The sequence below is a fragment of the Microseira sp. BLCC-F43 genome (genome assembly GCF_041929235.1).
GTDB lineage: Bacteria > Cyanobacteriota > Cyanobacteriia > Cyanobacteriales > Aerosakkonemataceae > Microseira.
This window is the reverse complement of record NZ_JBHFNP010000147.1, coordinates 59,228-78,376: the sequence shown is the minus strand read 5'-3', so window position 1 is coordinate 78,376 and position 19,149 is coordinate 59,228. Positions and strand designations below refer to the sequence as shown.

Genomic DNA, 19,149 nt, shown 5'->3' with positions numbered 1-19,149 from the left:
AGTCCCCTATTTTGGGGGCGCGACTTTTTCTTTAAACAGCTTGCCAGGAGAAAAGGCAGGCACTTTCGTTGCCGGGATTTCCATTTTGTCGCCCGTTTTGGGATTGCGACCTTCGCGCGCTTTACGTTCCCGTGGCTCAAACGAGCCAAAGCCCACCAGAGTCACTTTATCCCCGGAGGACACCGCTTCCACAATCGCCTCTAGGGCGGCTGTCAACACTGCATCTGCTTGTTTTTTGGTGACATTGGCCTTATCGGCTACAACATCCACTAATTCGCCTTTATTCATTTTGTTTTCCGATCTCCTTCGAGAAATCTGCTTTGTCGATGTGGAAGCCCCATCCCGAATGCGGGCGTGGGGCGTCTTCAACGCTTCCGGGTCTTGGCAAAAACGCCCAGTCGCGCTATATGAGCGGGGGTATTTCAACTTCAAATCTCTGAAATGCCCATCCGCTCGAAGTTTTACTGCCTTATTCTAAGGTGTACTTGCCGAATATGGATCTATGAAACCTTTAAGTTATATGGATTTGGGGATTTTTTTCTCCCTACCCACTCTCAACCCTGTAATTTTATGGTTAACCCGCCTTAAAATTCCTTCTAATACGGGTTGACATTTGATTTATTTTATGATTTAACCCTGAGATAAGTAGGTTGGGTTGACCCAGAGAAACCGGGTTTCTCAGATGACTCCTACCGTTCGGAAAAACCTACCCAAATCTGTACAAAGCTCGAAATAGCTCCCCAGAGTAACGAACGTGCAGGCTAAGACTTCACTGTCTACGTTGGGGAAGTCATGACACCGGAGAATGAACGCCAGTTCTCTGCTCTGTCGAACTAGGTTAAACAATAGTGGCGAAAGGTTTATAAGCCGGTGCCTAGTTCCTCACAAGCTTCCTCAACCTTGCCGAGGCAAACATTACACTTGGACTGGTCAAACCGACCACAAAAAAATGAGCAACTACGTTTTTTTGATTGATACTCTGCATAGACCGATAAATCCAATTCATCCAGCCCAAGCAAGAAAACTTTTAGCACAAGGAAAAGCTGCTGTATTTCGCAGATATCCTTTTACCTTAATCCTCAAGCGAGTCGTTGAAAATATTGTCACCTATCCACTTTCACTCAGGATTGACCCTGGGGCTAAATTCACGGGAATATCCCTGGTAAACAATCGGGACGAAATTGTTTGGGCGATGGAATTAAAACACCGAGGGAAGCTGATTAAACAGGCGCTACAGTCCCGTGCTGCTCTGCGATTAGGGCGTCGTTCCCGCAATACTCGCTACCGCCAAGCTAGATTTCTCAATCGTTCCTCCTCGATGAGAGCGGGAAAAATTGCACCTAGTCTAATGAGTCGCGTTCATAACATTAACACCTGGGTCAAGCGGTTAATTAAATTTTCTCCTGTAGCCGAAATCAGACTTGAACTGGTGAAGTTTGACCTGCAAAAACTGGAAAATCCTGAAATCAGCGGAATTGAGTATCAGCAAGGCTCTTTACAAGGCTACGAGGTCAGAGAATATCTTCTGGAAAAGTGGCAAAGAAAATGTGCTTACTGTGATAGAGAAAATGTGCCGCTTCAGGTTGAGCATATTGTAGCCAAGGCAAAGGGAGGAAGTGACAGAATTTCCAATCTCTGTCTGGCTTGCTGCAAATGCAACCTCAAAAAAGGAACAAAAAAACTGGAGGTGTTCCTCAAGCATAAACCACAGTTGCAAGCACAAATTCTCAAACAAGCGAAGTACCCGCTACTAGATGCAACTGCGGTAAATACTACTCGATGGAAATTGCTTTCCATTCTCAAAGTTACAGGACTACCAATATTGACTGGCTCCGGCGGGTTGACTAAGTTCAACCGCACGAGGTTAGGACTACCAAAAGCTCATTGGCTCGATGCTGCCTGTGTTGGAGTTGTGGATAATCTCTCGCTCTTAACCACAAAGATTCTGCACGTAAAAGCTACAGGTTTTGGTGGGAGGCAAAGATGTCAAACCGATAAATACGGTTATTCCATCAAGCATCGTCCGTTGCGTCCGATTCATGGGTTTTGCACTGGGGATATTGTCAGAGCAGATGTCCCCAAAGGCAAATATAAAGGCGTTTTCATCGGTCGTGTTTGTCCGATGTCAGATGGACGAGGTGAGTTTGTCATCAATAAAAAACGCAGGTCAATCAACCTGAAATATTGCAAAGCAATTCATCGCAGAGATGGCTACAGCTATGGGTGAAACACTAGCCAAACGGGAAGGAATGTCCAGATATGTCCACAAATCAACCAACAGTTACTACCCCACAGAAACCGGGTTTCTAGGAAAAAGAAACCCGGTTTCTCACAGCGTCCCGCGTTAGTCAGCACTTACCCACAGAAACCGGGTTTCTAGGAAAAATCGTCGCTTTGGTTGCCAGAGATGCCAGCTTTGAAACCCGGTTTCTCACAGCGTCCCCCACAGAAACCGGGTTTCTAGGAAAAATAGTCGTTTTGCTTGCCAGAGATCCCAGCTTTGAAACCCGGTTTCTCAGAGCGTCCCCCACAGAAACCGGGTTTCTAGGAAAAAGAAACCCGGTTTCTCACAGCGTCCCGCGTTAGTCAGCACTTACCCACAGAAACCGGGTTTCTAGGAAAAAGAAACCCGGTTTCTGTGAGCTTCGTGCGTCAGTCGGTTCCCCACAGAAACCGGGTTTCTAGGAAAGAAACCCGGTTTCTGCGATCGTCGCGCGTCACTGCTGAGGTGGTTGGGTTTCACTCCCATTCCACCCAACCTACTTTTTGCCAGCTAGCGATTGTTGACACCCGGAATACCACCGCGCTGTTGCAACATTTGCTGCACATCCGGACTGGGGCGATAGCGATAGCCAAATGGAGCGCCAGAGGAGTCATCCAGCACCTGGGGCGTCAGCAATACAATCACCTCTTGTCGGGCGTTTTGCCGCTCTGTCCTTCTAAACAGCGCCCCCAAAATCGGAATATCGCCTAAAATCGGTACTTTAGTGATACTTGTGCGGTCTGAGTCCTGAATAATCCCCGATAGAATTAACGTCTGACCGTCTCGTATGCGAATTTGTCCGGATTGCAAATCCCTTCTTGCTAACAATGTAATTTGACTGCCCCCAGCAATATTGGCTACACCTGAAGGCGCCGTAATTGATGGATTCACAGTCATGGTAACAAAGCCGTTATCGTCAATCCGGCTCACCTGAATCTGAAGAGTTAAACCGGCATTTCCTTTTTCTACCCTTTCGGTTACAGTTTGACCGGCATTAGTATTTTCCCGCTGAATGATTCGGTTTGTTACCACTTCTTGACCGAGGTTGACACTAGCAGTCTCCCCTTCTTGGATGAGCAAAGTCGGGTCGGTCAAAATCTTGGCGTTGTTATTGGTAATTTGAGCTTGTAGGAGAGATAGAAAACGGGTGGGGAACTGGAACAAAGACGGCAGAGCAGTTGTAATACTACCGGGCTGACCCTGCGATACTTGGGGGGTGAAAATTACAGTTCCATCCGGATTCTGTTGTCTTTGGAACGTGATCACTGTATTGGTAGCTGGTTGAATTTGTGTGATGCCAGCTCCTAACGGATTCCCTGAAACAGGAGCTGAAGGTGCCAAGAACTGACCGACTCCAGTTCCTTGAACTTCGCGAGCTTGCCCGGTATTCGGATCGACAGTAATTGTACGCGGAACGGTTCCAGGGACGTTGATAAAGCTGTTTGGATCAAAGAAAGGCGATCCTTGAATCGGATTGGGGATGACCGTTGGGCTGACCAAACTCCCAGAGGCTTCCGCAGCTTGGGGGGGTCTGAAACCACCATAGTTAAAGTACGCGGCTCCGCCGTCAATTGAAAAGAAGGCTCGACCCACTCCAAAGGAAAAGCTCGTATTCGCCAGATCGGTGTTTAACAAGTTGACATCGATAATCTTGACGTTTACCGCCACCTGACGACGCCTAGCATCTAGCTGAGATATTAAAGCTGAAGCTAGCTCAATTTTGCGGGGATCTCCAACAACCGTAATCGCATTGAGTCTTTCATTAGGCGTCACCAACACCCCTCTGAGTGGTAAGTTGGCATTTCCCTTGTAAGAGGTTTGTCCCTGATCGTTTAGCTCATCCGCTGTCACTAATTCAACCTGGGTTTGGGTGGTCGTAACGGTTCGCGCAGTTGCTCCTTCTCCAATAGTTACTATTTGCGTCGTAGTTCGTACCTCATTCCTTTCTGCCCCCTGTTCAATCAGAAAGCGAGTTGCATCCAAAGCTAGAATTTGATTCAGACGTAGGGTGCGACTAATAACATTACGGGCTTGATCGGGTAATCTAGTACCAACGAAAATTGTGCGTCCCTCTCGATTAGCTTCCAGTCTGCTAATTCGCAGGACGTAATTAAACACGTCTTGAATTGACTCATTTTCAATATCCAATGAAATCGTAGAGTCCAACAAACCCAAACCCTGACCTTGTCCTTGAGCTTGAGCTTGCCCACCCGTTGGCGTCGGTTTGACAAAAGCGATGTTCAAATTAGCGGCGCGGGCAAGGAGAGATAAAACTTCTCGCACCGGAGCGTCCCGTAGTAGCAGGCGAGGAATACGCTCAGCAGTTCCCAGATCGATCGTGCTGGCAGAGGTATCAGCTTCCGAAACGGCAATATCGCCCACTGGGGGTGCAACTGCTCTGGGTAAGAAAGGCGGCGCTGGGCTAACGGGTTGAATTGTCCCGGATGCCGGTGCGGGTTGCCCATTGATCGTAATTTGTGGGTTGGTAACTAATGGGGTTTGCCCGGTAGGCTGCTGTGCGGTTGGTACTTGCGCTGTGGGGCTGTTCCCCTGATTCGGGGTCGTCTGGGTAGGGGCAGCTGCCGCTCCTCCACCGGCGCCGCTGAAGCTCAAGGCTATTCCCCCGCCGCCCGGGCGATCGACTATCTCTCCTTTGGGGACGCCATTCGTGCCGCTGACCGTCACCCTGATGCTGTTGGCATTCATCTGAGTTATCGTCACCGCAGCAATACCGGGGGCTGGGTTATCTTGACGAAAAGTGTTGCCTTGTGGTAAGCGCAACTGGGTATTCGTGATATCCGCAACTAAGTCGTTGCGGCGATTGATCATAAAGATTTGCGGGCGATCGCCGTCTCGCGTTTCCAGAACCACCTGCACCCCGTTGCCATTGGGATTGACCCGCACACCCGTTACCTGAGTTGCTGCTGCCCAAACTGGCTGTGTCGCTAGGAGGACTCCTCCCCCGATCAATAATGCTCCCAGTCCTTGATGCTGTTTCACCTTTTCCCTCCTCACTCCAACAGGTTGGCATCTTCTGGAAACTTGAGGGCGATGTTGCCCTACAAGATACGTTTATTTATTTTTTATTTTTACGGTCGCCTCTTCATGGGATTATTTATACCATTTCTATTTTTTCTTGGACACATTGGAAACTGGAAACCGATCGCTCGCTTCAGCTCCTAATCCTGCGGCAGCTGGTAGCACGGCTATTGTAAAATCTTCTCTTGTACACTGGTCTGAAACCAGGTTTGGTACTGCCTCGCGATCAAGTCCTGCGATCGCCCGCACCGCGGCGAGTTGAGCTAACTCTCGGATAGCTAATCAAAAAGCGTATTATTATATCATCTATCCTTATTTTTGTCAATTAATTTTCCCCGCTGCCCACCTGCCCCCCTGCCCACCTGCTCCCCTAAAACCGGGGTAGCAGGTAGGGTTGCAGTACTACTTAGCTGGCTGTTGTTGCCCTGATGGGGGGGTTGCGGGTGCGAATTTGGCTTTTTCTTCGGCGGTGAGGGGTCTGAGTGCCTGCAACTGAAAGGATGTTTTCAGCTTTCTCACCGGGTTGGCGATGGGTTTGCCATTTTCGTCGAATTGGGCGATCGCTTGTCCGGTTCCGCTCTCGTTCACCTTGACCGGCACCAGTTTCCCTTGCTCGCGGTAAACGTAAAATCTATCCGTCGTCTCCAACTCGGATTTCAAATTTTTTACCACTAGCAGGGGTTTGAGGCGTTCGAGATCGAGCATGAACAGCATTGTCTGGGCGAAGGTGCCTTCCAGTTCGACGATATATACTTCGCGGTACAGTTTGTTGTTGACCGCCGTACCTAAAGAAGAGTCGGTGACTGGACCAGAAGCTTTGGGATCTGGCTGAAACTTTTTCAGTCTTGCCTTGACATCATCGGGTTTGAGGTTGGTATTTCTATTTTCAATGCGCTTGTTCAGGTCTAGTAGCAACGTCTTTAAGCTGGGTTGATTGGCAAACAATGTAAAGACAGATGCTTGTTGCTGCTTAGCAATTGCCAGATCTGCCTGCGCTTGTTGCAGGTCTTGCTGGAGTTGTTCTTTGTTTTTGGCGTTGGCTTTCTCTGTGTTAATTTCATCGATCAGCGTTTGATTCGCTTGCATTACCGGCTGCACAAAGTTCATAAACAGATAAGCAGCGCCTGCCAACCCGACAACGCCAATTAGGATACCAGTGACCTTGGGGGTGAATTCAATGCCAAACGCACTGGGATATTGCGCCCCACCGTTCTGCTCGGCGCCATCGAGCATGGCGTCATCAGCGTAAGCCATTTTGAAGCACTCCTTTTTGCTGAAGGTTTTCGATTCGAGTTACCAGTCCCAATGCACCCTTACGCTCTAATTCTCGCAATAACTTAGAAGCCGGAGTATCGCTCAAACTCGTTCTAATCGTGAATTCCACCACTTTTCTCAGTTTTGGCTGAGTACCGCCGCTGGCGGTGCTACTCGACTGACTCTGTTGCCACTGAGCGGGGTAGTCTTTTAATTCGGAGATCACGAGTTTGGTTTCTTCTGGTTTAAAGAAGGGGGATTGCTGGAGGGTCAGCAAGAAATCGTTGATGCTGCCGAAGTTGTAGGTCAACCCGCTAATCAAGATGGTGTCCGTTGCTGGCACGCCCGTGGTGGTGGTGGTGGAACTCGTGCCAGCCGATGCGGGTTGTACGCTTTGGCAGTTGGCGATATCTGATGAAGTCGGTACGGTTTGGCCTACGCAGGTCAGCTGGACTCCGGCTGGTAAGCGATCGCGTACATCCTGCAACATTGCACTCCAAGGTTTGAGCTGGTCGAAAACCGTCACTAAGCCTGTTGTTTCCTCTTTAATGTCTTTAACTTGTTTTTTGACATTATCGATTTGCTTTTGCTGAGCTTGTGTTGCTGCGTTTTCTTGCTTGAGTTTGTCGCGTTCTGCCGTCAGCCTATTGGTTTCATTACTCTGGTAAAACCAAAAACCGCCCACTAATGCCAAAGGCAGCAACCCCGCCGCTACCCCCGCATACATTACCATTCTTTCATTCAGGGGTGTTGGTCGTCTTGACCCACCGCCAGTCTCAACTTTTACTGGCTTCCGCTGGGGGTCATTGAGAAAATTAATTTCCAGGTTATACATCGCGTCAAACCTCTCTAAGTCCTAAACCCAGCACTACTCCCAATCCCGGTCGTTGCACTGAGGTAATATCTTCGCCAACTTCCAAGCCTAAAGCCGCTACCGGATCGACCTGAGTTGTAGGCAAGCTCAACCTTTGGGTGAAAAATTCATCCAACTGTCCAATTCCGCCTCCGGGTCCCGCCAGCAGCAGCTGCGCCACTTCCAAATTGCTGCTCTGATTCAGATAAAAATCGATCGAGCGACGCAATTCGTCGGCTAGCTCTCCCAATACTCTCAGCATAGCTGCCATGCCGGGATTAATCCCGGTCGCACCGCTTCTTACTCCCGTATCCACTGGTGCGGTGGGAATCGTAATTCCTTTTAGCACTTCGGTATTGCGGTCCGTAGGCAAGTTCATCGCCCGCTTGAGGGCGCTTTGAATTTGGAACATGCCGATGGGGACGGTACGGGAAAACTGCGGCACTCCATCCACTACAATCGCAATTTCCGTACTCTCGAACTCGATATCCACCAGCACCGCCGCTTCTTGGGATGAAAATTGCCGCAGTTGCTCGCGAATCGTCCGAATCAGGGAAAAACTGTTAATTTCCACCACGTCGATTTGCAATCCCGCCTGCTTAAATGTCTCGATGTAGGTATCGGTGACTTCTTTGCGGACGGCGGCTAGCAGTACGTTCGTTTTTTCAATCCCATCTTCATCGGTGAAAAAGCCGAGCTTCTGATAATCTACATCGGCTTCTTCGCGCGGAAATGGCAAGTAAAGCCCCGCTTCGTGGTTTAGCACCATGTCCCGCAGTTCTGTTTCGTTTAGTTCTGCCGGAACTGGTATAATCCGCACGATCGCTCCCGCTGCCCCCGGTACTGCTGTGGCGACCCGGGTCGCTTTAATCTTTTTTTCTGCCATTGCTGTGGAAATTAGTTCTGCCATCTGCGGCGGGTCAACGATTTGACCTTCTTGAAATACGCCTTCCGGTACTTCCACCGAGTGCAGGGTGACTAATTTATAACCCGGTCCTTGCTTGCGTAACTGGGCAATATTGATCCGTTCTGGGGCTAATTCGATGCCCACCCCAGGTTTGCGCTTGGAAAATAGATTCTTTAAGGCATTAACCACTGTTGTAGCCCGTTTTTTTCCAGGATAAAGAATGATAAAAAATGTACTCTAGATCGATAACCAGGGATCTGCTACCCAATTTTATCTACAACTCACCTGGGTTGTTTGACCAAACAATTGGGAGTCATACATAGGATACCCCCAATCATCGAAAAAGCCATCAAGGATTCACATGCGTGAATTTAAAACCTGGAAGCGATTGAGCGTTTTTGCTTTGCTGGGATTATTGCTGAGTTGGATTTTAGCCGTAGGCGGTTGTACGCCTGGGTCTAACAGGGGTGCAACCAGCACCCAGGAAGTCGAGTTCTGGACGATGCAGCTACAGCCGCAATTTACCGATTACTTCAACCAGCTGATTGCTAGTTTTGAAGCTAAAAATCCCGGTGTCAAGATCCGCTGGACCGATGTCCCTTGGTCGGCGATGGAAAGCAAGATTCTGACGGCGGTTTCGGCGAAAACAGCCCCCGATGTGGTAAACTTAAACCCCGATTTTGCTTCCCAATTGGCGTCCCGCAATGCCTGGTTAGATTTGGATGCTAAAGTACCAACTGGGGTGCGTGCTTCCTATTTACCCAATATTTGGCAAGCAACAACGCTCAACGGTAAAAGTTTTGGCATTCCTTGGTATCTTGCTTCCGGAATAACGATTTACAATAGCGCATTGTTGGAGCAAGCTGGGATTAAATCTCCGCCTGCGACTTACGCAGAGTTGGCGCAAGTGGCGCAGCAAGTTAAAGAAAAAACGGGCAAGTACGCTTTTTTTGCTAGCTTTGTTCCGGAAGATTCGGCGCAAGTCTTGGAATCTTTCGTCCAGATGGCGGTTAAATTGGTCGATGACCAAGGGAAGGCGGCGTTTAATACTCCCGAAGGTAAGGCGGCGTTTCAGTATTGGGTGGATTTGTATAAAAATGGGCTATTGCCGAAAGAAGCCTTGACACAAGGACACCAACGTGCAATTGAGCTATACCAAGCTGGGGAAATTGCCATCTTAGATTCGGGAGTGCAGTTTTTGGGTGCAATCGCTAAAAACGCCCCCGCGATCGCCAAAGTCTCCGCTACCTCCCCCCAAGTTACCGGCAAAACAGGTAAAAGAAATGTTGCGGTAATGAATTTGTTCGTCCCCCGCGATACAAATATCCCCGATGGGGCGGTCAAGTTTGCTTTATTTGTTACCAACGACGAAAATCAACTAACTTTTGCTAAAGCTGCTAACGTCCTCCCTTCTACAGTTAAAGCGCTGCAAGATAATTACTTTAAAACCCTCCCTGGCAATGCTACACCAATGGATAAAGCTCGCGTTGTCAGTGCCAATCAACTAAAGCTTGCTTCAGTGTTAATTCCGGCAATGAAAGACCGCAACTTGTTGCAAAAAGCAATTTATGAGAACTTGCAGGCGGCAATGTTGGGTGAAAAGACTGTGGAGCAAGCTGTAGCAGATGCTGCAACCGAGTGGGATAAACGTTCGTAGTAAGCACTTAAGTGCTTACTACGAACTTTGCTTTGCCCCTTGATTTTATCGGTTTTTTGGGCTATTCTTATAATGGGAAAAGATGCGCCCATATAAGCTCGATTCAAATTGAAAGATTGTGGCTAACGACGATATGTAGGGTGCGTGACTGTTGTCACGCACCGTTTTGATTTAAAGAGGGTGCATTACACTGCCAGGACTTAGGCATCGATCCCCCCAACCCCGGAGAAAAAAAGCGATCCCCCTCACATCCCCCTTTTTAAGGGGGACGGGAGGGGGATGCAAAGGGGAGTTGGGGGGAGCGACTGGGTTAGCACACCTTACAAGCTAAAAAGTGACCGATGAGATAGAGGGAACCGCATAAAACTGTTAAGGTTTCTTTGTCGGTGAAGGCGGCGTCTAAGGCGGTTTCTAAGTTGGGATAGACATGACAAAAAGCCAAGTCGGGGCATATATTTTGAGCTAGGGTTGCCAGGTGTTGCGGATCGGCGGAACTATTGTCGGGGACGGGAACTAGGAAGAGGCGATCGCCCGTTTTTAGCAATGCTTTAAAAATATCCGCATGGTCTTTAGTAGAAAGCATTCCCATCACCCAGGAAATCGAGTATGGGTAATGGGTAATTGGGAATGGGTAATTGGTAATTTTCTTCTGCTCCTCTGCTCCCAAAGTTTCCCCATTTCCCAAAGAATCGACATATTGACGCAGGACTTGTGCGGCGGCGGGGTTATGGGCGCCATCGATTAATAATTGATGGTTTTTCCAAGTCGTCCATTGGATACGTCCAGGCCATTTTGTGTTTGCCATACCCGATGCGATCGCTTCCTCTAAAATCTTCCAACCCTGTTGTTGTAGCAGCTGGAGGGATGCGATCGCTAACGCCGAATTCATCAGTTGAAATTCCCCCCACAAAGCCAAGGGATATCTAATTCCTTCATATTCTACCCACCTCTGCGTCCTCTGCGTCTCTGCGGTTTTTATTTCTATAGCTGGAGATGGAAAAATAGCCGGACAACCTAACTCTTGAATCCGCTTTTCTACCACAGCTAAAGCTTCCGGCGGTAACAATCCAATCACAGCAGGACATCCAGGTTTAAGGATACCCGCTTTTTCGTTAGCGATATCTGCTAAAGTTGGCCCTAGAACCTGCCAGTGTTCCCGACTGATAGAAGTAATCACCGTTACTAGGGGACGCGAGCATACATTTGTTGCATCCAAACGTCCCCCCAAACCTACTTCTATAACAGCAATATCCACTTGTTGTTGAGCAAAATACAACCAAGCGGCGGCGGTGATAACTTCAAACTGAGTCGGTGATGCTTCATCCGGATTAATGGCAGCTTGCACTTGCAGCAATAATTGTTCTAATTCTGTTAATGAAATAGGCTGTTCGTTGATGCAAATGCGTTCGTTCCAATCGATTAAATGGGGAGAAGTATAGCGTCCGACGCGATAACCTGCTGCTGTTAATACGGCAGAAAGATAGGCGCAAACAGAACCTTTGCCATTTGTTCCCGCGACGTGGATAACGGGGACTTGCTGATGGGGGTTTCCTAAGTTGGCTAATAACTTGTGAATGCGTTCGAGTCCGAGGTGAACGCCGAAGTGTTGGAAGGGTTGGAGAATAGAATCTATGGTCACTTTGGGGAATGCGATCGCTCTTTAATAGAATTATGCAATAGTAACGTACCAAAACCAAAGCAAGTGGGGAGTATTCGAGTTATCTTGGAAAAAAACCAGGAGAAATTCAGATGGTAAGTTCAGTCGTAGAATTAACAGAGTATCAAGTCAGCCAATCTCGCCAAATTACACTAGAAGACTGGATGCAAAACCCGCCCGACAATAAGGAGTGGATAGACGGACAATTAGTGGAGAAAAACGGTATGACACTGAAGCATGGTCGGGTTCAATCCAGATTAGCGACTGGTTGGAGAAATTATAAAGATTCCAGTGGACAGGGAGGAGAAGTTTACACAGATGCACCCTGTCGCACTAATAAACAAGGACGCAGGCCGGATGTTTCTTATCTTACTCCAGAATTGGTGGCACAATTTGGCGAAGCTGCCGTATTACCTCAGAGTTTCCCGTTGAGTGCGGAAATTGTTTCCCCTACCGATTTAGCTGAAGATGTTATTGCCAGATCTCAAGAGTATTTACAGTCAGGTGGCGAGGAGGTTTGGTTAGTATTCCCTGAAAATAAATGGATTATTGTCATCACTCAAGATCGCCAATTTGTGTTTACTTCTGGTAAAACGGTTACCACTCAAATTGTTTTACCAGGTTTTAGCGTTTCTGTAGATGAGCTATTAGGATGAAAAATAGTAAAAGACCTATTGTTGATTATTTGAAGGGCGGGCGGGACGCCCACCCCACAAGCAGTTTGTTCCTATTTTTGTGGGGTGGGCATCCTGCCTGCTAAATCCACCCCACAACCAGTTTGTTCCTAGTTTTGTGGGGTGGGCATCCTGCCTGCTAAATCCACCCCACAACCAGTTTGTTCCTAGTTTTGTGGGGTGGGCATCCTGCCCGCTACACCCAACCCACAACCAGTTTGTTCCTAGTTTTGTGGGGTGGGCATCCTGCCCGCCCCAGGTATTGCCAGAGGTGTAAAATACTCAAAAAAATAGGCCAGATTTCCCTAGCCTATTTTTAAATTACTCCCCCTGAAACCTTTAACCAAACAGATCAAAACCTGCCACAGCGATCGCGCCAGCTAACGCAGATATAGCAACTGAAGTAATCGCCGTACCAAATAACCACCAAGCAGCAGTTGCAGCAGTTTTTCTCGCTTCTTCGCCTTGTTCTTTAGCTTTTCGCTTCAAATCTTTGATGCGTTTCTTAGCTTCTTCTTGCAGGCGTTCGGCGCGCGTTACAACGCTATCCCGTGCGGCTTCAATTTGGTTGATAATGCGGTTCGCATCTGCTTCGGAAATATCCGGGCGCGAACTCAGAATTGCAACTAAAGTATCGCGGTCAAATTGACTCAAACGTTCCTTCAATGCGTCAACTCCCGCTTGCGGATATTCAAATAATTTGCGGAAGTCGCGTTTGATGCCTTCGTAATTGAGTTCGGGACGTTCTAACGAGTTGAGATAATCCCGAATTATGGCAAAAATCGAGTCAATTGCTGATTGAAGTTTCGTTTGGACAAGCTGAACTTGTTGGACAAATTGCTCGCGCACCGAGATGATTTGATCCGCAATGCGATTTGCTTCTTCTTCGGAAATATCTTCCCGTTGGGATAGGAGAGAAACTAAGGTAGAACGATCGAAATGTTTGATGCGATCGCCTAAACTTTCCACCCCTGCTTTCGGATCGCTGAACAACAATTGCAAGTCGCGTTTAATCGCATCGGGATTGAGTTCTTCCTTGTTCGTATTCCGCAGGTAAGTTTCCAAACTTGCTTGGAAATCTTGTACCCTTTCTTTGGCGCGAGATGCTAAGCGACGGGGTGTTTTAATAATGCTGCGAATTTGCTCTTGCACTTGGTCGATGATGCGATTAACTTGCTCTTCAGTCAAATCTCCCCGCTGACTCAGCAATTTAACCAATGTTTCCCGATCGACTTGAGAAAGTCTTTCGCGCAATGCTAAAGCACCTTCTTTGGGATTTTCAAACAGTGTAGCAAAATCGCGCTTGATACCTTCTGGATTGAGTTCTTCCAGGTTAGTATTTCGCAGGTAATCTGCAATTCTGGCGCTAACTTCGTCGTACTGTTCTTTGATTTGTTGGGGTGCGTTTAAAATGCTATCCCTTATCGACAATATTTGGTCGATAGTTTGATTGATTTGTTCTTCGCTGAGATCTCCCCTCGCGGTGAGTAATTGCACGAGGGTATCGCGATCGAATTGGGAGAGACGCATTCTTAACGCAGTAATTCCTGCTTGGGGATCTTCTAGAAGCGTTTGGAAATCCCGCTTAATTGCTTCGGGATTTAATTCTTCCTTGTGGGTATCGCGCAGGTAAGCTTCTACTCGTTGGCGAAGTTCGTCAGCTTTGGATTTGAGTTGTGCTTGGATTTCTTGCGCTTGGGAGATGACGCGATCGCGCGTACTTTCCAATTGACCGATCAATCGATCTGCTTCTTCGGGACTGAAATCTTCCCGCTGTCCGAGTAATTGGACTAGGGTATCGCGGTCGAATTGGGATAAGCGATCTCGCAGTTGTTCAAATCCCACATTCGGATCTTCCAACAGTGCTGTGAAATCCCGTTCAATTCCTTCTGGATTTAATTCCTCTTTCCCAGTTGAACGCAGATAATTTTCAATCCGACTGCGTAAATCTTGCGCTTGTTCTTCAGCTTCCCCAGTTTGGACGGTATTCAAAACTTCCATCCGAATTTCTTCCAACTGGTCGGCAATTTCTGCTACTTTATCCGCATCAAAATCGCCGCGCTGATTCAACAATTGTACCACAAAATCGCGGTTCAATTGCTCTAATTGCCGTCGAATTGCTCCCGGCGCTGCTTCTGGATCGTAAATAACTTGTTGAAACTCCTGCTTGATCGTTTCGCGATTGAGATGCCAAGGTTTGGAATTAAGAATGTAGTTTTCTACGTCAGCGCGAATCGGATTAAATTGCAACTTCGGCAGATTTTCCGAAACTTTACTGCCAACTTTTTTGGCTTGTTCCGTTGTTTCGCCCGCCAGTTTTTGCAACTGATTGGAAATTCTTTCGACATCTAAATCCGAGAGGTCTACTCGTTCCAATACTGCACCCATCACCGCACTCACGCCCATTTGCAACAGGCTATTTTTCTGCCCGTTGCTATACTGTTTCTGTTCGCTTGTGCCCCCATTTACTTGAGCCAGCTTAGTCGCGATGTCGGTAGATTTCAAATCTTCTGGACTGGCAGATTTGAGGAATTTTACTAATTCCTCTTGCGGATCTTTTTGCTCGCGCCCTACTACTTGTCGCCAAACCTCTTGCAACTGGTCGGCAATTCCCTCTACATCTTTTTTAGATAAATCGGTGCGATTGCTAACCAAGTCTATAAAAGTCTGGCGATTAACGTTCTTCAAAACATCGCTATCTGCCAGAGATTTTATGTCCGAGTCGTTGAGCAACTTTTCAAAGTTACTGCGAATGTCTTTTAGATCAAATTTGGGTAGTTTCAGATCGCCCAAATATTCTTCTAATGTTTCCCTTACGCTGCTGGGATCTACCGCTGAAGTTAATTCTTTTCTCACCGCCGCAACTGATGCTTCTACCGTATTAACAATTTGCGAGTTTACGGCATTTGCACCCAGTGCGGCGGCGGCTGTTCCCATCACCCCTTGCATTGAAGAAGTGGCAGTTTTTACTGCCGAACCGATCAAGGAACCAATCGCATTAGAACCTAGCCAAGCTAGCAATAAAAAGTAAGCAGACCAAATGACAACGCCAATAATTGCCCCTAAAATTACGCTGTTGGTTAAGCTGAGTTTTACCGCCAGAAAACAAGCGATAAACAAGGCAATATTGACCGTTACTAAACTCCAGACGCCTATTTTTGATTCAATGCTGCGGACTTGCTTTCCCCAGCTTTCGTCATCATCGGCATCGAGTTCTATAACATCGGCGCTGTCTGAAATTTTAGCGGCTACGGACAAGTTAGTTAATACTAATTGAAAAGCGAAGGCCATTAACACGCCCGCAATTAATGCCACGAAAAACTGAGGACTTGAAAAGATTAGTGCTAAATCTCCTGGGTTGTCTGTAACTGAATAACCTGGGAACTGAGAAATCCAAAATTTCCCGCTGGACAAGTCCAGGGGAATGCTTATAGCTTGAAACATGATATTTTCCTCAGCTAAACTCAGAACGACGCAAAACTTTTGCGTTGGAAAACTATGTATGGGTTCCAGATTTAATTTTGTAAAATTATCAATTGCTCAGCTTCCATCTGAGGTAATATCTCGGCTTGCTCCTTTAGTAGTAGGTGTTGATTACAGGACTTACCCACGACGAACCCATCACCTTTGTTTCTGCGTCGCTCTTTAGTTACAAACCCACGATTTTTCCTAGAAACCGGGTTTCTGCGTCGCTCTTTAGTTACAAACCCACGATTTTTCCTAGAAACCGGGTTTCTGCGTCGCTCTTTAGTTGCAAAGCCAGGATTTTCCTAGAAACCGGGTTTCTTTTGTCCAAAAAAAGACTGCCCCCAGGGTAGGGGGCAGTTGGGGTAATGGCTACAAAGCGCCTAAACTAGGCTTGCTTGTTCAAGAAAGCTTGAGCTTGCGCGATCGCTATCTTGCCGACTTGATAGAAAGCCCAACCACCAGCAGCGATCAATGGCAGCAACACGATTAACAAACGCCAATCCATATGTAGTTACCTCTCTTAAAGATTTATGAATCGATTCTCATCTTGCTTATATTTTGCAACCAACTGCGCTAAATTTCCAGCCCCCCAGGCATAATTGAGCAAGTTTGCAGGTGGGCAGGGGGGCAGGGGGGGCAGGTGGGCAGGTGGGGCAGAGGTGCGGAGGGGGGAATTTGAATGTATACTCTCCTCATCTCACCTGCTCACCTGCTGACCTGCTCCCTATGCTCCCGTAAAACCTAGATCCGTTCCCTTCCCCGCGTGAACGAGTGCCAATTTCTCATACTTCTGGGCATGTTCGATCAACTCTGCCGCTTCTTCCTCAGATAAATTGCGTGACCGTTTGGCAGGAACTCCGACAACTAATGATAAACGCGGTACATCTTTCGTTACAATCGCCCCCGCGCCGATAATACTCCCTGCACCGACGCGCACGCCGTCTAGTATCACCGCACCAATGCCGATCAAACAGCCGCGTTCGATATGCGCCGAATGAATCACCGCGCGATGTCCCACTGTAACGTGGTCTTCCAGAATCGTCGGCTTACCGGGATCGCCGTGTAAAATAGCACCATCTTGAATATTGGTGTATTCGCCAATTTCAATGCGCTCCACATCTCCGCGCAGGACAGCACCGTACCAGATACTGACGCCAGTCGCCACTTTTACCCAACCCATCACCGTGGCGGTGGGGGCAATAAAAGCAGCAGCAGAAAGATCGGGGGTAGGCCAATAGAATGGATGGTTGAGATCGCTCACGGTGAATGTCGAATCGGTAACACAATCTTTCCTAGAATATAGGCAAGCGCAGGGGAATGGGGTACTCAATTGTATGGGAATCGCAAAGAAAACCCATGACTGGGGTACAATATCAATATCAGCTCAACACTGATAAATTCTGTGTAGAAGTCTAAGAATCTCACCCTTTTAAGTGTAGGAATGTCAAAATAAAGGCATTGAGATCGGCACAGAGAGGACATGCGGTGACACAATACATGACCAATCCAGGCTTGCAATACCCAATTTTTGGTCCGGAAATACAGTGTCCCCACTGTCGGCAAACGATTCCGGCTTTGACGCTGACAGATACCTATCTGTGTCCGCGCCACGGTGCATTTGAGGCGAACCCGAAATCGGGCGAACTCGTCCATCTCCAGTCCGGTCGTCAGTGGCGCAGGTGGAACAATGAGTGGTATCGTCAGCATACCCATCCGGATGGAATTCGGTTTGAAATCCACGAAGCGCTGGATCGTCTTTATACCCAAGGATACCGGGCAACCCGCGTTATTATCGCCAAACGCTATCAGGAGTTAATCAGCGGCTACCTGGAACGCAGTACGCCGTGGCGGGGACAACCAGATGCCAATAAACCCAGGCTTTACGGGTTACCAGTAGAATTTAGCCCCGATCCGTCGGAAGCACCTTGCTGGGAAGTAATTAATTTTGACTTGGAAAAAGAGCCGGGAGTACCCGTAAGATATCCTTATTTCAGGTTGTTTGAATAATAGGTAATTGGTAATGGGTAATTGTACCCGTGACCTATGACCAAATTTATGCACCACGCTTCGATCCGCACGGCAAATATTCATCGGGCGATCGCATTCTACGAGCAACTAGGTTTTACAGTATGCGATCGCTTCACTACTGGCTATACCCTCGCCTGTTGGATGGAAGGGTTAAACGGACGCATCGAACTGATCCAAATTCCCGAACCCCACCCCGCCCCCGACGCCTTCGGGGACGAACACTACGTCGGATATTATCATTTATCGTTTGACCTGACACAAGCAACCACAGATCTGCCCTCCTGGTTATCTTATTTAAAAGAAAAATTAGAGGAAAGGGCGCGCGAACAACCAGATCAATTTCAAACGCTGAAAGTATTATTAGAACCGACGCAACAAATGATAGGTTCGCGGGTTTACGAAGTCGCCTTTATCGCCGACGCCGACGGACTACCCCTGGAATTTATTCGGGTTTTGAGCGGGTGAGCGGGTGAGCAGAGGAGATGGGATGCTACAGGAGAATTTAAATTCAAATCCCCCTCTGCGCCTGGAGCGCCTTCTGCCCACCTGCACACCTGCACACCTGCACTTGTTTTGCCCTATTAAAACATACTGAAGATTTGTATTGATCGAGGGTAATTCCCACAGCAGCAATGCATACTGGGAGTAGATTTTTGGGTTCATAACTCAAGTCGGCTAAAGTAAAGGAGATTGCGATCGCCAACACTTCTTTCGGCAAACATCATCAAACACTACCAAGTTGCCGACAAACGTAGCGTGACGAACTACGGAAGTTAAGGGTTGACGCCACAACCATAGAATCAAAAAACGTTGATTGGCGTTGGTGGAGGCAGAAATGCCCCAAACGGTTGAAAAACCGTCTTTGTTTGAGACTCTCTCCAGGTAATACTGGTCTCTTCCCCGCGTCGGGGCATACATCTCGTAAGAGATGCGATGTGCTTGGGTCAAACCAAGAAATCAACAGGTTTACACAAGTTTTGAAAGGCAGAGCAAACGACATGGTTAAGTATAAATTCCACGATCAATACACCCTTTCCGAAACAGCCGAAGCACTGGGAAAACAAGCAATGAAATTAGGGCTGATTCCTAGTTTGGTTGTGCGGGTATTTCCTGACAGCAGGCAATTCTTGGTTCCGGGGGAAAACGAATCCGAACCCCTCACACCAGAACAAGCTTATTTGTGGTTCAGGAAATTAGTCGAAGAATATGGTCAAAACAATTAATTGACCAGTTCGCCATATTTATGACTCCTGGTTCAACGCAGCGGTAGGGTCAAAGCTGCCAAACCTGCGCTTGAGACTGAGGATTTTTTCTGCGTCAAATATGGGTCAGGATTTCCGCAAGGGCGT

The 19,149-nt window shown here is 47.8% G+C and carries 18 protein-coding genes; 8 read left to right on the top strand and 10 right to left on the bottom strand.

Annotated elements, in window-relative coordinates; genetic code table 11:
- Positions 1 to 6: 6 nt before the first annotated feature.
- The gene (locus tag ACE1CM_RS20850) at positions 7 to 348 is read right to left on the bottom strand and encodes an HU family DNA-binding protein (protein WP_374880018.1); all 342 of its coding nucleotides are present in this window, start codon (positions 346 to 348) and stop codon (positions 7 to 9) included.
- A 601-nt stretch (positions 349 to 949) separates the two neighbouring features.
- Here ACE1CM_RS20850 and iscB point away from each other — a divergent pair.
- Genes iscB through ACE1CM_RS20835 form a run of 3 tightly spaced genes read left to right on the top strand, consistent with a single transcriptional unit; the run spans position 950 to position 2,586 of the window.
- The gene (gene iscB, locus ACE1CM_RS20845) at positions 950 to 2,227 is read left to right on the top strand and encodes an RNA-guided endonuclease IscB (protein WP_374879968.1); all 1,278 of its coding nucleotides are present in this window, start codon (positions 950 to 952) and stop codon (positions 2,225 to 2,227) included.
- The gene (locus ACE1CM_RS20840; protein ID WP_374879967.1) at positions 2,220 to 2,348 is read left to right on the top strand and encodes a hypothetical protein; all 129 of its coding nucleotides are present in this window, start codon (positions 2,220 to 2,222) and stop codon (positions 2,346 to 2,348) included. Before iscB ends, ACE1CM_RS20840 begins: the two co-directional genes overlap by 8 nt.
- Positions 2,349 to 2,394: 46 nt before the next feature.
- Positions 2,395 to 2,586 carry a hypothetical protein gene (locus tag ACE1CM_RS20835; protein ID WP_374879965.1) on the top strand — a complete coding sequence of 64 codons (192 nt, stop codon included), beginning with the start codon at positions 2,395 to 2,397 and terminating at the stop codon, positions 2,584 to 2,586.
- A gap of 187 nt (positions 2,587 to 2,773) precedes the next feature.
- Here the strand turns inward: ACE1CM_RS20835 and ACE1CM_RS20830 are convergent, their stop codons facing one another.
- From ACE1CM_RS20830 to pilM, 4 genes are all read right to left on the bottom strand, one after another.
- The gene (locus tag ACE1CM_RS20830; RefSeq protein WP_374879963.1) at positions 2,774 to 5,263 is read right to left on the bottom strand and encodes an AMIN domain-containing protein; all 2,490 of its coding nucleotides are present in this window, start codon (positions 5,261 to 5,263) and stop codon (positions 2,774 to 2,776) included.
- A gap of 441 nt (positions 5,264 to 5,704) precedes the next feature.
- Entirely contained in the window at positions 5,705 to 6,556 is an 852-nt protein-coding gene (locus ACE1CM_RS20825; RefSeq protein ID WP_374879962.1) for a hypothetical protein, read from the bottom strand.
- On the bottom strand, positions 6,543 to 7,391 hold the full coding sequence (locus ACE1CM_RS20820; RefSeq protein WP_374879960.1) for a PilN domain-containing protein: 849 nt from the start codon (positions 7,389 to 7,391) through the stop codon (positions 6,543 to 6,545). Before ACE1CM_RS20820 ends, ACE1CM_RS20825 begins: the two co-directional genes overlap by 14 nt.
- Before the next feature lie 4 nt (positions 7,392 to 7,395).
- A complete protein-coding gene (gene pilM / locus ACE1CM_RS20815; protein WP_374879958.1) occupies positions 7,396 to 8,505 on the bottom strand; it encodes a type IV pilus assembly protein PilM in 1,110 nt (369 codons plus the stop codon).
- A 172-nt stretch (positions 8,506 to 8,677) separates the two neighbouring features.
- Between pilM and ACE1CM_RS20810 the strand changes: the two genes are divergently transcribed.
- Complete coding sequence (locus tag ACE1CM_RS20810) at positions 8,678 to 9,973, top strand: ABC transporter substrate-binding protein (RefSeq protein ID WP_374879956.1); 1,296 nt, start codon at positions 8,678 to 8,680, stop codon at positions 9,971 to 9,973.
- A 310-nt stretch (positions 9,974 to 10,283) separates the two neighbouring features.
- On the opposite strand, the gene ACE1CM_RS20805 is transcribed toward ACE1CM_RS20810, so the two are convergent.
- Positions 10,284 to 11,612, bottom strand: a complete 1,329-nt coding sequence (locus ACE1CM_RS20805; protein ID WP_374879954.1) for a bifunctional folylpolyglutamate synthase/dihydrofolate synthase — start codon at positions 11,610 to 11,612, stop codon at positions 10,284 to 10,286.
- Between the two features lie 110 nt (positions 11,613 to 11,722).
- Between ACE1CM_RS20805 and ACE1CM_RS20800 the strand changes: the two genes are divergently transcribed.
- A complete protein-coding gene (locus ACE1CM_RS20800; RefSeq protein ID WP_374879952.1) occupies positions 11,723 to 12,286 on the top strand; it encodes a Uma2 family endonuclease in 564 nt (187 codons plus the stop codon).
- A 357-nt stretch (positions 12,287 to 12,643) separates the two neighbouring features.
- On the opposite strand, the gene ACE1CM_RS20795 is transcribed toward ACE1CM_RS20800, so the two are convergent.
- From ACE1CM_RS20795 to ACE1CM_RS20785, 3 genes are all read right to left on the bottom strand, one after another.
- Positions 12,644 to 15,748: an MFS transporter gene (locus ACE1CM_RS20795; RefSeq protein ID WP_374879950.1), complete on the bottom strand. Its 3,105-nt coding sequence runs from the start codon at positions 15,746 to 15,748 to the stop codon at positions 12,644 to 12,646.
- 409 nt (positions 15,749 to 16,157) lie between these two features.
- Complete coding sequence (locus ACE1CM_RS20790; protein ID WP_374879948.1) at positions 16,158 to 16,277, bottom strand: photosystem II protein Y; 120 nt, start codon at positions 16,275 to 16,277, stop codon at positions 16,158 to 16,160.
- A gap of 219 nt (positions 16,278 to 16,496) precedes the next feature.
- Complete coding sequence (locus ACE1CM_RS20785) at positions 16,497 to 17,033, bottom strand: gamma carbonic anhydrase family protein (RefSeq protein WP_374879946.1); 537 nt, start codon at positions 17,031 to 17,033, stop codon at positions 16,497 to 16,499.
- A gap of 236 nt (positions 17,034 to 17,269) precedes the next feature.
- On the opposite strand from ACE1CM_RS20785, the gene ACE1CM_RS20780 reads away from it, so the two are divergent.
- Positions 17,270 to 17,779 carry a TIGR02652 family protein gene (locus ACE1CM_RS20780; RefSeq protein ID WP_374880017.1) on the top strand — a complete coding sequence of 170 codons (510 nt, stop codon included), beginning with the start codon at positions 17,270 to 17,272 and terminating at the stop codon, positions 17,777 to 17,779.
- A 48-nt stretch (positions 17,780 to 17,827) separates the two neighbouring features.
- Complete coding sequence (locus ACE1CM_RS20775; protein WP_374880015.1) at positions 17,828 to 18,265, top strand: VOC family protein; 438 nt, start codon at positions 17,828 to 17,830, stop codon at positions 18,263 to 18,265.
- A gap of 210 nt (positions 18,266 to 18,475) precedes the next feature.
- On the opposite strand, the gene ACE1CM_RS20770 is transcribed toward ACE1CM_RS20775, so the two are convergent.
- The gene (locus ACE1CM_RS20770) at positions 18,476 to 18,748 is read right to left on the bottom strand and encodes a hypothetical protein (RefSeq protein WP_374879944.1); all 273 of its coding nucleotides are present in this window, start codon (positions 18,746 to 18,748) and stop codon (positions 18,476 to 18,478) included.
- Positions 18,749 to 18,798: 50 nt separating this feature from the next.
- Between ACE1CM_RS20770 and ACE1CM_RS20765 the strand changes: the two genes are divergently transcribed.
- On the top strand, positions 18,799 to 19,023 hold the full coding sequence (locus ACE1CM_RS20765; RefSeq protein ID WP_374879943.1) for a hypothetical protein: 225 nt from the start codon (positions 18,799 to 18,801) through the stop codon (positions 19,021 to 19,023).
- Positions 19,024 to 19,149 lie beyond the last annotated feature (126 nt).

Excerpts from the sequence above, each read along its gene's own strand:
- ACE1CM_RS20820 (WP_374879960.1), bottom strand. The coding sequence starts at position 7,391 with ATGTATAACCTGGAAATTAATTTTCTCAATGACCCCCAGCGGAAGCCA.
- iscB (WP_374879968.1), top strand. The coding sequence starts at position 950 with ATGAGCAACTACGTTTTTTTGATTGATACTCTGCATAGACCGATAAAT.
- ACE1CM_RS20840 (WP_374879967.1), top strand. The coding sequence starts at position 2,220 with ATGGGTGAAACACTAGCCAAACGGGAAGGAATGTCCAGATATGTCCAC.
- ACE1CM_RS20825 (WP_374879962.1), bottom strand. The coding sequence starts at position 6,556 with ATGGCTTACGCTGATGACGCCATGCTCGATGGCGCCGAGCAGAACGGT.
- ACE1CM_RS20790 (WP_374879948.1), bottom strand. The coding sequence starts at position 16,277 with ATGGATTGGCGTTTGTTAATCGTGTTGCTGCCATTGATCGCTGCTGGT.
- ACE1CM_RS20810 (WP_374879956.1), top strand. The coding sequence starts at position 8,678 with ATGCGTGAATTTAAAACCTGGAAGCGATTGAGCGTTTTTGCTTTGCTG.
- ACE1CM_RS20780 (WP_374880017.1), top strand. The coding sequence starts at position 17,270 with ATGACCAATCCAGGCTTGCAATACCCAATTTTTGGTCCGGAAATACAG.
- ACE1CM_RS20800 (WP_374879952.1), top strand. The coding sequence starts at position 11,723 with ATGGTAAGTTCAGTCGTAGAATTAACAGAGTATCAAGTCAGCCAATCT.
- ACE1CM_RS20765 (WP_374879943.1), top strand. The coding sequence starts at position 18,799 with ATGGTTAAGTATAAATTCCACGATCAATACACCCTTTCCGAAACAGCC.
- ACE1CM_RS20775 (WP_374880015.1), top strand. The coding sequence starts at position 17,828 with ATGCACCACGCTTCGATCCGCACGGCAAATATTCATCGGGCGATCGCA.
- ACE1CM_RS20795 (WP_374879950.1), bottom strand. The coding sequence starts at position 15,748 with ATGTTTCAAGCTATAAGCATTCCCCTGGACTTGTCCAGCGGGAAATTT.